Origin of the sequence: Nonomuraea sp. AD125B (assembly GCF_041402765.1) — a bacterium.
In the GTDB taxonomy this organism is placed as follows: Bacteria; Actinomycetota; Actinomycetes; order Streptosporangiales; family Streptosporangiaceae; genus Nonomuraea; species Nonomuraea bangladeshensis.
Window position 1 is genome coordinate 48,268 of sequence record NZ_JBGLOU010000022.1, and the last position, 14,623, is coordinate 62,890.

Here is a 14,623-nt window from a genome sequence, read left to right on the forward strand (position 1 = left end):
GTGCGGATCGCCCGGTTCACCGCCCGGCGCCTGCTCCAGGCGGTGCCCGTGCTGCTCGGCGTCATCGTGGTGACGTTCGTGCTGGTCCGCGTGCTGCCGGGCGATCCGATCCGCACCATTCTCGGCCCCAACGCGACCGAGGCCGACGCGGCGGCGGCCCGCGCCCGCTACGGGCTGGACCAGCCGCTGTGGCGGCAGTTCCTCGACTACGTGGGCGGCCTGTTCAGCGGCGACCTCGGCACCTCCATCCAGAGCGGCGCGTCCGTGGCGGGCGAGATGGCGGTCCGCGTCGGGCCGACGATGGAGCTCGTCGTGCTCGCCGTGGTGATCGCCACGCTGCTCGCCACCGCGCTCGGCATCTGGTCGGCGCGGCGGGCCGGCCGGGCCGGCGACCACACGCTGCGGGTGCTCGCCCTGGTGGGCAACTCGCTGCCGGAGTTCTGGCTCGGCCTGGTGCTGATCCTGCTCGCCTACAGCGTCCTCGGCTGGGTGCCCGCGCCGAGCGGCCGGGTCGATCCGGACACCGACCTGACGCTCATCACCGGGGCGGACCTGCTGGACGCGGCGCTCACCGGCAACGGCCCGGCGTTCGCCTCGGCCGCCGGGCACCTCGTGCTGCCGGTGCTGACCATGGTCGTCGTCATCGTCGCGCCGCTGCTGCGCAGCGTGCGGGCCTCGGCGCTGGAGGTGCTGGGGTCGGAGGCGTACCAGGCGGCGGCCGCGCACGGACTGTCCGCGCGGACGCTGCTGCGCGGCTACCTCACCCGGGCCGCGCTGGTGCGGCTGCCCGCGCTCGCGGCGCTCGTGTTCGGCTTCGCGATCGGCTCGACGGTGCTGGTCGAGTACGTCTTCTCCTGGCAGGGCTTCGGGCAGTGGGCGCTGCGCGGCCTGCTGTACCGGGACTACCCGGTGGTGCAGGCGTCCGTCGTGGTGATCGCGCTCTGCTACACGCTGATCTTCCTGATCGCCGACGTGGTGCACGCCGTGCTCGATCCGAGAGTGAGGATCTGATGGCCGACCTGACCACCGCGGCCGACTCCGGCCCGCCGCGCGTCGCCGCGGACCGGCGCTTCGCGACCACGCTGATCAGGGCGGGATCGGCGCTCCTCGGCCTGGTCGCGCTGGCCGTGCTGATCGGCCCGCTGCTGGTCCGCTGGGGCCCCGAGGAGATCGACCCGACGGCCTCGCTGGCGCCGCCCGGCGGGGCGCACCCGCTCGGCACGGACGTCAACGGCATGGACATCCTCAGCCGGGTGCTGTACGCGGGCCGCCTCGACCTGGGCGTGGCGATCGCCTCCGTGGCCCTCGCCGTGGTGCTCGGCACCGCGCTCGGGCTGCTCGCCGGCTACCGCGGCGGCCGGGTGGACGACGTGCTCATGCGGGTCCTCGACGTCTTCCAGGCGTTCCCCGCGTTCATCCTGGCGCTCGCGGTCGCGGCCCTGCTCGGCGGCGGCGCGGGCAACCTGATCCTGGTGGTCGCCCTGGTCAACGCCCCCGCCTACGCCCGGCTCGTACGGGCCGAGGTGCGCACGGTGCGCGAGCTGCCGTTCGTGGAGGCGTCGCGGACCGCGGGCGCGTCCGGGCTCGGCACCCTGTGGCGGCACGTGCTGCCCAACAGCCTCACCCCGGTCCGCGTCATCGCGCCGCTGAACTGCGGCTGGGCCATGCTGACCCTCGCCGGGCTGTCCTTCCTCGGCCTCGGCGTCACCGTGCCGGCCGCCGAGTGGGGAGCCATGATCAGCCTCGGCACGTCGGACGTGGTCGCGGGACGCTGGTGGACCTCGGTGCCGCCGGGCCTGTTCCTGCTGGTCAGCGTGCTCGGGTTCAGCCTGCTCGGCGAGGGGCTGCAGGAGCGGGCGGGGGTCGTACGGTGAGCCTGCTCGACATCAGGGACCTGCGGGTCACCATCGGCGAGGTCCAGGCGCTGAAGGGCGTGGACCTCACGGTCGGCCGCGGCGAGGTCGTCGGCCTCGTGGGGGAGAGCGGCGGCGGCAAGAGCATGATCGCCCGCTCGATCGTCGGCCTCCTGCCGGGCGCGGCCCGCGCCACCGGCGAGGTCCTGTTCGACGGCGCGGACGTGCTGACGATGGACGCCGCCGCGCTCGCGGCGCACCGGGGCGGCGGCGCGGCGATCTGCTTCCAGAACCCGCGCGGCGCGCTCAGCCCGACCCGCTCCATCGGCCGTCAGCTCACCGACCGCCTGACCACGCACCAGGGCGTGGCCGCCGCCGAGGCGCGTACGGCGGCGGTCGCCCTGTTCGAGAGCGTCGGCATCAGGTCGGCGGCCCGGCGCTTCGACCACTACCCGCACGAGCTGTCCGGCGGCCAGGCCCAGCGGGTGATGATCTCCCTCGCCACCGGCTGCGCCCCCGGCCTGCTCATCGCCGACGAGCCCACGACCGGCCTGGACGTCACCCTCACCCGCGAGATCCTGCGGCGCTTCCGCGAGGCGGCCGACGAGGAGGGCAGGGGCGTGCTGCTGATCTCCCACGACCTCGCCTCCATCGCCCGCGTCTGCGACCGGCTGGTGGTGCTGAACGCGGGCGCGGTCGTCGAGCACGGCCCGGCCGCCGACGTCCTGGCCGCCCCCGCCGACCCCTACACCCGCGCGCTGCTGGCGGCCGTCCCCGACGTCACCAGACCGGTGGCCCGCACTGCCGCCACCCCCGGGGACGAGGTCGTGCGGATCGAGGACGCCCACGTCGTGTACGGCAGCCGCTTCGGCTCCGGCGGCCACCACGCGCTGCGCGGCGTCAGCCTGAGCGTGCGCGCGGGCGAGACGGTCGGCGTCGTCGGCGAGAGCGGCAGCGGCAAGAGCACCCTGGCCCGCCTCATGCTCGGCCTGATCGCCCCGTCGCGCGGCACGGTCACCCTGGCCGGGCGCGAGCCGTCGAAACTGCGCGGCCGGGAGCTGCGCGACCTGCGGCGGCGGGCCCAGCTCGTCTTCCAGGACCCGATCGGCTCGCTCAGCCCGCGCCGCACCGTCGCCGACGCCGTGGCCGAGCCGCTGCGCGCCGCCGGGGTCAAGGCCCCCGAACGGGCCCGCCTGGTCACGGCGGCGCTGGAGCGCATGGGACTCGACGGCACGTACGCCACCCGGCGCCCGCACGAGCTGTCCGGCGGCCAGGCGCAGCGCGTCGGCATCGCGCGGGCGCTGGCCGGCGAGCCCGACCTCGTCGTCTTCGACGAGCCCACCTCCGCCCTCGACGTGACCGTGCAGGCGCAGATTCTCAAGGTGATCGGCGAGGTGACGGCCGAGCGGGGCCGCGGCTCGGTGTTCATCTCGCACGACCTCGCCACCGTGCGCGGGGTCTGCGACCGGGTGGTGGTGCTCTACCTGGGGCGGATCGTCGAGGAAGGGCCGGTCGAGGAGGTCTTCGCGCGGCCCCGGCATCCGTACACGAAGGCGTTGCTCGCCGCCGCCCCCACCCTCGCCGGGCGGGCGGACGGCGCGGGCGTGAGCCTGACCAAGGACCCCGAGGAGGCGGTTCCCGGCGCGGGCTGTGCGCTCGCGCCGCGCTGCCCGTACTCGGAGGACGTCTGCCGGGCCGAGGAGCAGGAGCTGCGGATCCTCGGCCCGGTCAGCGTCGCCTGCCGCCGCGCCCACGAGCTCCCGGACCCGCCGGATCGAGAAGGACCAGAGAGGTGACGCATCCCATGCCCGCGATCAGGCTGGCCGTCGACATCGGCGGCACGTTCGTCGACGCCATGGAGCTGGACACGCGCACCCACGCGGTCCGCTTCCGCAAGTCCCCGACGACGCCCGCCCGCCCCTGGGAGGGGGTGCTCGCCGCCGTCGGCCTGCTCGGCACCGACCCGGCGGAGGTGGAGCTGTTCATCCACGGCACCACGCTCGGGCTGAACGCGGTGCTGGAGCGGCGCGGCGAGCCCACCGGCATCATCGCCAACGCGGGCTTCCGCGACATCTTCCTGCTGGGGCGCGGCAACGTGCCCGCCGACCACATGTACGACTTCCAGTACCAGCGCCCCGAGAGCCTGGTCCGCCGCGCCGCCACGATCGGCGTGCGCGGGCGGCTCGACTACAAGGGCCGCGTGGTGGAGGAGCTGGACCCGGGCGACGTGCGGGAGGCGGCCAGGATCCTGGTCGAGGAGCAGGGGGTGCGCACGATCGCCGTGTGCTTCCTGCACTCCTACCTCAACCCCGAGCACGAGCTGCGCGCGGCCGAGCTGGTGCGGGAGGCGTACCCGGAGGTCACCGTGTCGGTGTCCACGGACATCGTGCGCGAGTACCGCGAGTACGAGCGCACCAGCACCACCGTGCTCGACGCCTACATCCGCCCCATCTTCGAGCGCTACGTGGACCGCCTGGAGTCCGGCCTCGCCGAGGACGGCTTCGCCGGCCGGTTCCTCATCATGCGCTCCGGCGGCGGGTCGATGACCTCGGCCGTGGCGAAGACCTCGCCCATGCACACCGTGCTGTCCGGCCCGGCCGGGGGGATCGCCGGGGCCTCGTACGTGGCCGCCGCGCTCGGCCGGGACAACCTGCTGACCTTCGACATCGGCGGCACCTCGCTCGACACCTGCGTGATCGAGCGGGGCCAGGCCGTGGCGGCCTACGAGGCCAAGCTGGAGCAGTTCCCGCTGCTCATCCCCGCCTACGACATCCGCACCATCGGCGCGGGCGGCGGCTCGATCGCCTACCTGGACCGGGGCCTGCTCAAGGTCGGCCCGCAGAGCGCGGGCGCCGTCCCAGGACCGGTCTGCTACGGGCGCGGCGGCGACCGGCCGACGGTCACCGACGCCGCCGTCGCCCTCGGCTACGTGGACCCCGACCGGTTCCTCGGCGGCGACATGCGCCTGCACGACGAGGCGGCCAGGGACGCGCTGCGCGAGCAGATCGCCGAGCCGCTCGGCCTCGCCGTTGAGGCGGCCGCGGCGGGCGTCTTCGACGTGCTGCTGGCCAAGACGGTCGGCGCGGTGCGGCAGATCACGGTCGAGCGGGGCCACGACCCCCGGGTGTTCTCGCTGCTGGCCTTCGGCGGCGCTGGGCCGCTGCTGGCTCCGCTGCTCGCCCGCGAGATGGGCATCCCCGAGGTGATCGTCCCGTTCGCGCCGTCGGGGTTCTCCGCGTGGGGGATGCTGACGGCCGACATCGTGGACGACGTGTCGCGTACGGTCATGACGACGCTGGACGACGCCGACCTCGACGCGCTGGAGGCGGTGTTCGCCGAGGCGGAGTCGGCCGCGGCGGCCTCGCTGGCCGCGCAGGCGATCCCCGCCGGGCAGGCCGTGCTCGAACGCGCCATGGAGGTGCGCTACCTCGGGCAGGAGCACTCGCTGACCGTCCCCGTCGGCCGTGACCTGCGGCCGGACGCGGTGCGGGCCGCGTTCGAGGAGCTGCACCACGCCCGGTACGGGCACGTCATGGACAACCGGCTGCAGATTCTCAACCTGCGGGTGCGCGGCATCGGCCGGATCGACAAGCCGGAGCTGCCCGCGTACGAGCCGGGCGACGGCGACCCGGCGCGGGCCCGCATCGGCTCGCGCGACGCCTTCGACTTCGGCGCCCGCGAGGTGACGTCCTTCGCCGTGTACGACCGGGCCAAGCTGGAGCCCGGTGACGTCCTGGACGGCCCCGCCCTGATCGACGAGGGCACCTCCACCACGGTCGTGCACTCCGGGCAGCGGGTTCAGGTGAACCCCTTCGGCCACCTGCTGGTCACCCTCACCCCGGAGGTGCGCTCATGAGCGAGGCGAACGTGCGGCTGGACGGCGCGACGGCCGAGGTGGTGCGCAGCTACCTGCTGGCGGCGGCCGAGGAGATGCGCGCGACCCTGATCCGCACCTCGTTCAACCCGGTCATCTACGAGGTGCACGACTTCGGCCTGTCGATGTACGACGCCGATCTGCGGCTGATCGCCGAGGCCACCGGCCTGACGTTCTTCCTCGGCGCGAACGACTTCTCCCTCGCCAAGGGCGTCGAGTACGTGGGCAGGGAGAACCTGCACCGCGGCGACGTGGTGCTGCTGAACTACCCGTACTGGAACGCGGCCCACGCCTACGACGCGACGCTGTTCGCGCCGGTGTTCCAGCCGGACCCGGCGGACGAGGCGGCCGACGGGACGCTGGTCGGCTTCCTGTGCGTCCGGGCCCACTGGATGGACCTGGGAGCCAAGGACCCCGGTTATGTGCTCGACTCGACGGACATGCACCAGGAAGGGTTGATTTTTCCGGGCACGAAGGTGTTTTCCCGTGGCGAGCCCGTCCGCGACATCCACGAGCTGATCCGGTTCAACTCCCGCATGCCGGACCTGGTCATCGGTGACCTGCACGCCCAGGTCGCGGCCCTGCGCACCGGCGAGCGCCGGCTGCTGGAGATCATCGACAAGTTCGGCCGGCCCACCGTGGACGCCGCCGTGCAGCGGATGATCGAGGACGGCGAGGCCCGCACCCGCGCCGCGCTCGCCGCGCTGCCGCACGGCACCTGGACCGCCGAGGACTGGGTGGACGACGACGGCATCACCGAGGACCCGGTGAAGATGCGGGTCACCGTCACGGTCGCCGACGACCGCTTCACCGTCGACTTCGCCGGCTCCGCGCAGGCCACGCCCGGCCCGATCAACATGCCCTTCGGCGCCACCGTCGCCCTCTGCAAGGTCATACTCAAGTCGCTGACCTCGCCCGACGAGCCGTCCAACCACGGCACGACGGTCCCGCTGGAGGTGCTGGCCGAGCCCGGCACGCTGTTCCACGCCGTCTACCCGCAGCCCACGTTCACGCTGTGGACCGGCATCGTGGCGGTGGAGCTCATCATGAAGGCGCTGGCGCAGGGCATGCCGGACCGGCTGCCCGCCTCCTCCGGCGGCGACGTGCCCGGCTTCATGATGGTCGGCACGCACCCGGACACCGGCCAGCTCTTCGCCGTCAGCAACAACGACCTGGTCGGCTGGGGCGCCACGCCGGAGCACGACGGCATGAACGCGGCCACCCACGTCTCCGGCAGCGCCGGGCGGAGCACCCCGATCGAGGTGCTGGAGGCGCGGACGGGGATGTTCTTCGAGCGGCTGGAGCTGCGTACGGACTCGGGCGGCGCGGGCCGCCACCGGGGCGGGGTCGGCCTGCGGCGGGACATCCGGTTCACCACGCCGGGCGAGTTCCTGTCGGTCATCAAGAAGACCCGGTCGCGGCCCTGGGCGCTGGACGGCGGCCTGGAGCCGGACCCGAACCAGGTGATCGTCTTCCCCGGCACCGACCGGGAGGCCCGGGTCAGCACCAAGCGGGTGAAGGTCGAGCCCGGCGACCGCGTGACCCTGCTGACGGCGGGCGGCGGCGGGCACGGCGACCCGCGCGGACGCGACCCCGAGGCGGTGCGCCGCGACGTCGCCGAGGGCTACGTCTCACCGGAGGCCGCCCGCGAGGTCTACGGCGTGGACGATGCCTGACCTGGACGGCGCGACCGCCGAGGTCGTGCGCTGCCACCTGGTCGCGGTCGCCGAGGAGATGCGGGCCACGCTGGAACGCACCGCCTTCAACCCCGTCATCTACGAGGTGCGCGACTACGGCATCTCGGTCTACGACACCGACCTGCGGCTGATCGCCGAGGCCACCGGGCTCAGCCGGTTCCTCGGCGCCAACGACCACTCCATCCGCAAGGGCGTGGAGTACGTGGGCCGCGACAACCTGCACCCCGGCGACGTGGTGCTGCTGAACTACCCGTACTGGAACGCGGCCCACTCCTACGACGCCACCCTGTTCGCGCCCGTGCACGGGGAAGCCGGGCTGCTGGGCTTCGTGTGCGTCCGGGCCCACTGGATGGACCTGGGTGCCAAGGACCCCGGTTATGTGCTCGACTCGACGGACATGCACCAGGAAGGGTTGATTTTTCCGGGCACGAAGGTGTTCTCCCGTGGCGAGCCCGTCCGCGACATCCACGAGCTGATCCGGTTCAACTCCCGCATGCCGGACCTGGTCATCGGCGACCTGCACGCCCAGGTCGCCGCCCTGCGCACCGGCGAGCGCCGCCTCGCCGAACTGCACGCCCGCTACGGCACCCCCCTCGTCGAGGCCGCCGTGGACCGGGCCGTCGAGGCCGCCGCCCGCTCGGCCGCCGACGCCGTCGCCGCGCTGCCCCAGGGCACCTGGACCGCCGAGGACTGGCTGGACGACGACGGCGTCACCGACGAGCCGGTGAAGATGCGGGTCACCGTGACGGTCGCCGACGGGCGGTTCGTCGTCGACTTCGCCGGCTCCTCCGGGATGACGCGCGGACCGGTCAACCTCCCGCTCGGCGCCACCATCGCCACCTGCCGCATCGCGTTCAAGGCGATCACCACCCCCTGGGAGCAGACCAACGCGGGCCACTTCGCGCCGCTGGAGGTGCGCGCCGAGCCCGGCACGCTGTTCCACGCCGTCTACCCCGCGGCCACGTTCACGCAGTGGACGGGGACGGTCGCGCTGGAGCTGATCTACAAGGCGCTGGCGCAGGGCATGCCGGACCGGCTGCCCGCCTCCTCCGGCGGCGACGTGCCCGGCTTCATGATGGTCGGCACGCACCCGGACACCGGGCGGCTCTTCGCCGTCAGCAACAACGACGCCGTGGGCTGGGGCGGCACGCCCGCCCACGACGGCATCGGACCGGCCAACCACCCGGCCCAGACGCAGGCCCGCAACACGCCCGTCGAGGTGCTGGAGGCGCGGACGGGGATGTTCTTCGAGCGGCTGGAGCTGCGTACGGACTCGGGCGGCGCGGGCCGCCACCGGGGCGGGGTCGGTCTGCGGCGGGACATCCGGTTCACCACGCCGGGCGAGTTCCTGTCGGTGATCAAGAAGACCCGTTCGCGGCCCTGGGCGCTGGACGGCGGCCTGGAGCCGGACCCGAACCAGGTGATCGTCTTCCCCGGCACCGACCGGGAGGCGCGGGTCAGCACCAAGCGGGTCAAGGTCGAGCCGGGCGACCGGGTGACGCTGCTGACGGCGGGGGGCGGCGGGCACGGCGACCCGCGCGGGCGCGACCCCGAGGCGGTGCGCCGCGACGTCGCCGAGGGCTACGTCTCGCCCGAGGCCGCCCGCGACATCTACGGCTTGCTGGAAGGAGCACCATGAACACGGTCGTCATCACCGGCTGCACCGTGGCCGACGGCCGGGCGGCCACGGGAGCGGACCCCGTCCCCGACGCCGGCATCCTCGTCAGGGGCGAGCGCATAGTGGACGTGGGCCGCCGCGAGGACGTCCTCGCCGCCGCCGACGCCGTGCCCGGCGAGGTCGCCCACCTCGACCTCGGCGGCGCGTACGTCACCCCCGGCCTGGTCAACATGCACACCCACCTGTCCCTGTCCCTCCCCGGCACCGTCGGCGACCAGGTCAAGGACATGAACCCGCACGAGCTGGCCCTCTACATGGCCGACGGCGCCCGCCGCACCCTCGACTGCGGCGTCACCACCGTGCGCTGCGTGGCCGAGAAGGACCACGCCGACTTCGCGCTGCGCCGCGCCATCGAGGCCGGCCGGGTGCCCGGCCCCCGCATCTTCACCGCCGGGCGGGCGCTCGTCTGCACCGGCGGCCACGGCCACGAGGGCAGCGACACCCTGGAGTGCGACGGCGCCGACGGCCTGCGGCGCGGCGTCCGCTCCCAGATCAAGGCCGGGGCCGACCTCATCAAGGTCATGATCTCGGGCGGCATCGCCGGGCGGCACGAGTCGATCGACACGCCGCAGCTGTTCGCCGACGAGATGGCCGCGGTGATCGAGACCGCGCACGCCTGGGGCCGCAAGGTCACCGCCCACGCCGGGCCCGCCGCCGTGATCGCCCAGGCCGTGGCGCTCGGCCTCGACTGCGTGGAGCACGGCTACCAGCTCACCCCCGAGGTCGCCGCCCAGATGGCCGAGCGCGGCACCGCGCTGGTGCCCACCCTGCTCGTCACCCGCTGCAAGGAGTTCTTCGACGAGCTCGGCGTGCCGGAATGGATGCAGTGCCGCTCGCTCAACGCCGGGCCCGAGCACCTGGAGAGCTTCGCCACCGCCGTCGCCGCCGGGGTGGAGGTGCTGCTCGGCAGCGACATGCCGCCGTTCTGGGGGTTCGAGGGCACCAACGCGACCGTACGGGAGCTGGAGCACATGGCCGAGGTCATCGGCCCCGCCCGCGCGCTCTACGCCGGCACCCTCGGCCCCGCCCGCTGGCTGCGCGCCGAGGCGGACATCGGCACCGTCGAGCCCGGCCGCTACGCCGACCTCGTCGCGATGGACGAGGACCCGCTGGCGTCGGCGTCGGCGTACCGGGGCGTCCGCTGGGTGATGAAGGGCGGCCAGGTCGTCCGCTCGGAAAGGAAGGCAGCATGACCCTGGTCCAGGGCGCCGCGGCGGCCATCGCCGCCGCGATCGACGACATGTACGCCGCGTTCGTCTCCGGCGACCGCGCCCGCTTCGACTCCCACCTGCACCCCGACGTGACCACCTGGGAGACCCACCTCCCGGGCCCGCTGCGCACCCGCGCCGAGCTGGACGCCTACCGCGACGCCCGCGACGGCTCCGGCCGCCGGCCGGTCATGGACACGCTCACCGCCCGCGACAAGCGCATCGACGTCTGGGGCGAGGTCGGCGTGGCCAGGTACGTCCTGGTCGCCGAGCCGCACGGCGCGCCCGCCCAGCACACGAGGGTCACCGACGTGCTCCGGCACACGCGGGGCCGCTGGCTGATCGCCCACCACCACGCCGAGCTGGTGAGCGAGCCGTGACCGGGGCGGGTCCCGAGCCGGACATGGAGCTGTACGACCTGCGGGTCACCGTCGACGCCATCGAGGGCCGCTCGGTCTGCGGCATGGCCGTCGGCGACTACTTCGAGCTGGAGAACAGCGCCCACCTGCGGCTGCCGGAGGGCCGGCACTTCTGCGTGTGGGCGCTCGCCAGCGTCCTGCCGTTCCTCGCGGCCAAGCAGCGCGACCTGGGGGCGGGCGACTGGCTGGAGCGGGACACCCTGTTCTGCTGCCCGGACCCGGAGGAGCGGCTGACGATGCGGGTCGAGCGGGTGCGGCGGCGTCCGATGAACTCGGCGGACCTGACGTGAGCGGACCCGTGGACTTCGAGATCGGCATCGGCCTGCAGAGCGACAAACAGGCCGGGGACTACGCCAGGCTCGGGCGGCTCGCCGAGGAGAACGGCATCGACGTGGTGTCGGTGTTCGGCGACCTGATGTACCAGCCGCCGATCTTCCCGCTGCTGGAGATCGCCGCCGCCACCTCGCGGGTGCGGCTCGGGCCGGCCTGCCTCAACCCGTACTCGATGGCGCCGTACGAGATCGCCGGCCAGCTCGCCGCGCTCGACCTCGCCTCCGGCGGGCGGGCGTACCTGGGGCTGGCCCGGGGGACCTGGCTGGGCGAGGTCGGGATCGCGCAGCCGCGCCCGCTCACCGCGCTGGCCGAGTGCGCCGAGGTCGTGCGGCGGCTGCTCGCGGGCGACAGGTCCGGCTTCGCGGGCGAGCTGTTCAGCCTCGCGGCCGGCACCGCCCTGCGCTACCCCGTGCGGCGGGCCCGGCCGCCGCTGCTCATCGGCGCCTGGGGGCCGCGCGGCGCGGCGCTCGCCGGGCGGGTCGCCGACGAGATCAAGGTCGGCGGGAGCGCCAACCCGGCGATGGTTCCGGTCGTGCGCGAGCGGCTGCGCCCCGGGGCCGAGGAGGCGGGGCGATCCGTGGACGACATCGGGATCGTGCTCGGCGCGGTCACCGTCGTCGCCGCCGACGGCGCGGCCGCCCGCGCCAAGGCCCGTCGGGAGGTCGCCATGTACCTGGCGGTCGTGGCCGAGCTGGACCCCACGGCCGAGGTGCCCGCCGACCTGCTGGCGCGGGTCAAGGCCGAGGTCGCGGCCGGACGGGACGACGCGGCGGGCCGGCTGATCCCGGACGACCTGCTGGACCTGTTCGCGTTCTCCGGCACTCCCGAGCAGGTGGCCGCGCAGGCGTGGCGGCTGATCGAGGCGGGGGTGCGGCGGGTCGAGTTCGGCACCCCGCACGGGCTCACCGACGATGAGGGGGTCCTGCTCATCGCCACGGAGGTGGCGCCGATGCTGAGAAAGGCGACACCATGACCGATCCCATGCCCGATCGCCCGTCGGCCACCGGGACGGCCGGGGCTGCCGGGGCGACCGGGGCCGCTGGAACCGCCGCGATCGCACCTGCCGCTGTGAGCGTGCTGGTCGCGGCCGGGCTCGCGGCGGATCGCGAATTGCTGGCGGAGTTGGCTGAGCGCGAGTTCGCCGCGCTCGGGGTCGCCGGGCGGCTGGTCGTGCCGCCGGATGCCGCGTCGTTCGCGGCCGCGCTGGACGCGGCCGGGGCCGAGCCGGAGCACGCCGTCGTCGCCCTGCCCGGAGCCGATCCCGAGGTGCGCGCCCTGATGGAGCCGGCGCGGCCGTACCGTGAGCGGCTGGTCTGGCTGGATCTCGCGAGGACCGGCCCGCACCAGGCGGGCGGCGCGCTCCACCTGTACGGGCGCGGCGTCAACGGCCTCACCTGGGCCGTACGGGCCGCGGCGCACCGGGTGAGGCACCGCCCCCGCCGCCTCACCTACGGCCCCCACCCCGACCAGTACGCCGAGCTGCTCCTGCCGGACGCGCGGCCCGCGCCCGTCGCGATGCTGCTGCACGGCGGCTTCTACCGGACGCGCTGGGCCGCCGACCTCATGGACGCGCTCGCCGCCGACCTGACGGCCCGCGGGTTCGCCGCCTGGAACGTGGAGTACCGCCGCCCGGACCGCCACGGCTGGGACGCCACCGTGTCGGACGTCGCCGCCGCGTACCACGCCCTTCAGACCCTCGGCGCGGACGTCGACCAGGACCGCGTCGCGGTGATCGGCCATTCGGCGGGCGGTCAGCTCGCGCTGCGCCTGGCCGCCGACCTGTGGGCGGCCGGGCGGGGCCCGGCGCTCGCCGTCTCCCTGGCCGGCCTCGTGGACCTGGTGGAGTGCGACCGCCGCGACCTGAGCGGCGGCGCGACGGCCCTGGCGCTCGGCGGCGGCTCCGCCGAGATCCCCGAGGTGTACGCGGCCTCCAGCCCGCTCGCCCGGCTCCCGCTGGGCGGCCCGCAGCTCGTCGTCCAGGGCGCCGGCGACGACCCGGACCTCGTGGACTTCAACCGCCGCTACGCCCGCGCCGCGACCGGCGACCCGGTCACCTACCTGGAGGCCCCGGGCGACCACTTCTCGGTGATCGACCCGGCCGCCCCCATCTGGGCCGCGACCGCCGCCCACGTCGAGGAGGCGCTCAGGCCAGCGGGGTGACCGGCCGCCACGCCACAGGGCTGGACAGCACCATCGTGCTCGACGGCCGCCCGTAGTGGGACAGCCCGTCGATCAGCCGCTCGAAGTGCGCCATCGAGTCGAGCGCCACGACGAGCAGGCAGCAGGTGTCCCCGGTCACCCGGTACACCTGGACGATCTCGGGCTGGGTCAGCACCTCCTCGTGGCGCAGCACGCAGCGGGCGCCGTAGCAGTCCATCCGGATCAGCGCCCGCACCTCACGACCGGCCCGGCCGAGGTCCACGTGGGCGTGGTAGCCGGAGATCACCCCGGTCTCCTCCAGCCGCCGTACGCGCTCGGCCACGGCCGGGGCGGACAGGTGCACCCGCCGCGACAGCTCGCTGTAGGAGAGCCGGGCGTCGGCCTGCAGCTCGCCGAGGATCGCCCAGTCCATCGCGTCCATGGCACCATCCGTCACTCTCGGCAGCGGCGAAAGGCAAACCGGAGATCGCCTTTCGAACGTAAACCCATCCTGCCCTATCACCTTCGTTCGCCTATTTCAGCATAGTTCGTCGTGAGTGAACATTGAGGTGAACGAGGAGGAGTGATGGAAGCCCCGAGACTGCGCTTCGCGAACGCCACCCCTTACGACGCGTACGTCGGCACCGCCGTCCTGCGCGAGCTGCCGGGCCCGCGCACCGCCGAGCCCGAGGAGCCCGCGTTCCTGGTCACCACGCAGGTCATGGAGCTGTACTTCGGCCTGGTGCGCACCGAGCTGCGCCTGGCGATCGAGCTGCTCGGCGGGCCCGCGCCGGCCCCGGCGACCGCCGTGATCGCGCGCGCGGCCGCGTACCTGGACGTGGTGAACGCGGCCTGGCGGCCGCTGAACCGGCTCACGCCGCGCCAGTTCAACGCCTTCAGGCCGGCGCTCGGCGAGGGCTCGGGATTCCAGTCGGCGCTCTACCGCGAGGTGGAGTTCCTGCTGGGGGACAAGAACCCGTCCCTCGTCCAGGTCCACCGCGGCAACGCCGAGGTCCACGGCGAGCTGCTGGCGGCCCTGCGCGCGCCCAGCCTGTACGACGCCGCCCTGTCCGCCCTGGCCCGCCGCGGGCACGACGTCCCCGAGTCCGTGCTCACGCGCGACCCGGCGCAGCCGTACGAGCCCGATCCCCGGGTGGAGAAGGCGTGGTCCCGCGTGTACGCCGAGGAGGGCCCCGGCGACGAGCTCTGGGAGCTGGGCGAGGCGCTGACCGACCTCGCCGAGAACTTCATGGCATGGCGGACCCGCCACCTGGTGGTGGTCCGGCGCGCGATGGGCGCGAAGATGGGCACCGGCGGGTCGAGCGGCGCGAGCTGGCTGGAGCGGTCGCTGCGCCGCGAGATCTTCCCCGAGCTCTGGTCGGCCCGCACCCTGGTCTGACGTGCCGACCCCCTGGCCCTGAT

Annotated in this window: 13 protein-coding genes; 12 read left to right on the forward strand and 1 reads right to left on the reverse strand. The window is 74.2% G+C overall.

Going from position 1 to position 14,623, the window contains the following annotated elements:
- The 11 genes from ACBR40_RS41260 to ACBR40_RS41310 are packed head-to-tail and all read left to right on the forward strand — an operon-like array spanning position 1 to position 13,222.
- Positions 1-1,011 carry an ABC transporter permease gene (locus ACBR40_RS41260; protein WP_329588794.1) on the forward strand — a complete coding sequence of 337 codons (1,011 nt, stop codon included), beginning with the start codon at positions 1-3 and terminating at the stop codon, positions 1,009-1,011.
- Positions 1,011-1,874, forward strand: a complete 864-nt coding sequence (locus ACBR40_RS41265; protein ID WP_344213249.1) for an ABC transporter permease — start codon at positions 1,011-1,013, stop codon at positions 1,872-1,874. The genes ACBR40_RS41260 and ACBR40_RS41265 overlap by 1 nt, the downstream gene beginning before the upstream one ends.
- Positions 1,871-3,649 carry an ABC transporter ATP-binding protein gene (locus tag ACBR40_RS41270; RefSeq protein WP_344213247.1) on the forward strand — a complete coding sequence of 593 codons (1,779 nt, stop codon included), beginning with the start codon at positions 1,871-1,873 and terminating at the stop codon, positions 3,647-3,649. The genes ACBR40_RS41265 and ACBR40_RS41270 overlap by 4 nt, the downstream gene beginning before the upstream one ends.
- Entirely contained in the window at positions 3,646-5,709 is a 2,064-nt protein-coding gene (locus tag ACBR40_RS41275; protein ID WP_371252227.1) for a hydantoinase/oxoprolinase family protein, read from the forward strand. Before ACBR40_RS41270 ends, ACBR40_RS41275 begins: the two co-directional genes overlap by 4 nt.
- Positions 5,706-7,403 (forward strand): hydantoinase B/oxoprolinase family protein, encoded by a 1,698-nt coding sequence (locus tag ACBR40_RS41280; protein WP_371252228.1) that lies wholly within the window; start codon positions 5,706-5,708, stop codon positions 7,401-7,403. Before ACBR40_RS41275 ends, ACBR40_RS41280 begins: the two co-directional genes overlap by 4 nt.
- Positions 7,396-9,063, forward strand: a complete 1,668-nt coding sequence (locus ACBR40_RS41285; RefSeq protein WP_371252230.1) for a hydantoinase B/oxoprolinase family protein — start codon at positions 7,396-7,398, stop codon at positions 9,061-9,063. Before ACBR40_RS41280 ends, ACBR40_RS41285 begins: the two co-directional genes overlap by 8 nt.
- Positions 9,060-10,295, forward strand: a complete 1,236-nt coding sequence (locus ACBR40_RS41290) for an amidohydrolase family protein (RefSeq protein WP_371252231.1) — start codon at positions 9,060-9,062, stop codon at positions 10,293-10,295. The genes ACBR40_RS41285 and ACBR40_RS41290 overlap by 4 nt, the downstream gene beginning before the upstream one ends.
- Complete coding sequence (locus ACBR40_RS41295; RefSeq protein WP_344213237.1) at positions 10,292-10,690, forward strand: nuclear transport factor 2 family protein; 399 nt, start codon at positions 10,292-10,294, stop codon at positions 10,688-10,690. The genes ACBR40_RS41290 and ACBR40_RS41295 overlap by 4 nt, the downstream gene beginning before the upstream one ends.
- The gene (locus ACBR40_RS41300) at positions 10,687-11,019 is read left to right on the forward strand and encodes a TIGR04076 family protein (protein ID WP_344213235.1); all 333 of its coding nucleotides are present in this window, start codon (positions 10,687-10,689) and stop codon (positions 11,017-11,019) included. The genes ACBR40_RS41295 and ACBR40_RS41300 overlap by 4 nt, the downstream gene beginning before the upstream one ends.
- Positions 11,016-12,035: an LLM class flavin-dependent oxidoreductase gene (locus tag ACBR40_RS41305; protein ID WP_371252232.1), complete on the forward strand. Its 1,020-nt coding sequence runs from the start codon at positions 11,016-11,018 to the stop codon at positions 12,033-12,035. The genes ACBR40_RS41300 and ACBR40_RS41305 overlap by 4 nt, the downstream gene beginning before the upstream one ends.
- On the forward strand, positions 12,032-13,222 hold the full coding sequence (locus ACBR40_RS41310) for an alpha/beta hydrolase (protein ID WP_371252233.1): 1,191 nt from the start codon (positions 12,032-12,034) through the stop codon (positions 13,220-13,222). The genes ACBR40_RS41305 and ACBR40_RS41310 overlap by 4 nt, the downstream gene beginning before the upstream one ends.
- Here the strand turns inward: ACBR40_RS41310 and ACBR40_RS41315 are convergent.
- Positions 13,206-13,643, reverse strand: a complete 438-nt coding sequence (locus ACBR40_RS41315) for an Lrp/AsnC family transcriptional regulator (protein ID WP_344213229.1) — start codon at positions 13,641-13,643, stop codon at positions 13,206-13,208. The two genes, ACBR40_RS41310 and ACBR40_RS41315, sit on opposite strands and share 17 nt — an antisense overlap.
- Positions 13,644-13,787: 144 nt before the next feature.
- On the opposite strand from ACBR40_RS41315, the gene ACBR40_RS41320 reads away from it, so the two are divergent.
- Complete coding sequence (locus ACBR40_RS41320; RefSeq protein ID WP_371252234.1) at positions 13,788-14,600, forward strand: tryptophan 2,3-dioxygenase; 813 nt, start codon at positions 13,788-13,790, stop codon at positions 14,598-14,600.
- The last annotated feature ends 23 nt before the right edge of the window (positions 14,601-14,623 follow it).

Coding starts and splice junctions, on each gene's coding strand:
- ACBR40_RS41285 (WP_371252230.1), top strand. CDS start 7,396: ATGCCTGACCTGGACGGCGCGACCGCCGAGGTCGTGCGCTGCCACCTG.
- ACBR40_RS41265 (WP_344213249.1), top strand. CDS start 1,011: ATGGCCGACCTGACCACCGCGGCCGACTCCGGCCCGCCGCGCGTCGCC.
- ACBR40_RS41320 (WP_371252234.1), top strand. CDS start 13,788: ATGGAAGCCCCGAGACTGCGCTTCGCGAACGCCACCCCTTACGACGCG.
- ACBR40_RS41290 (WP_371252231.1), top strand. CDS start 9,060: ATGAACACGGTCGTCATCACCGGCTGCACCGTGGCCGACGGCCGGGCG.
- ACBR40_RS41280 (WP_371252228.1), top strand. CDS start 5,706: ATGAGCGAGGCGAACGTGCGGCTGGACGGCGCGACGGCCGAGGTGGTG.
- ACBR40_RS41295 (WP_344213237.1), top strand. CDS start 10,292: ATGACCCTGGTCCAGGGCGCCGCGGCGGCCATCGCCGCCGCGATCGAC.
- ACBR40_RS41310 (WP_371252233.1), top strand. CDS start 12,032: ATGACCGATCCCATGCCCGATCGCCCGTCGGCCACCGGGACGGCCGGG.
- ACBR40_RS41315 (WP_344213229.1), bottom strand. CDS start 13,643: ATGGACGCGATGGACTGGGCGATCCTCGGCGAGCTGCAGGCCGACGCC.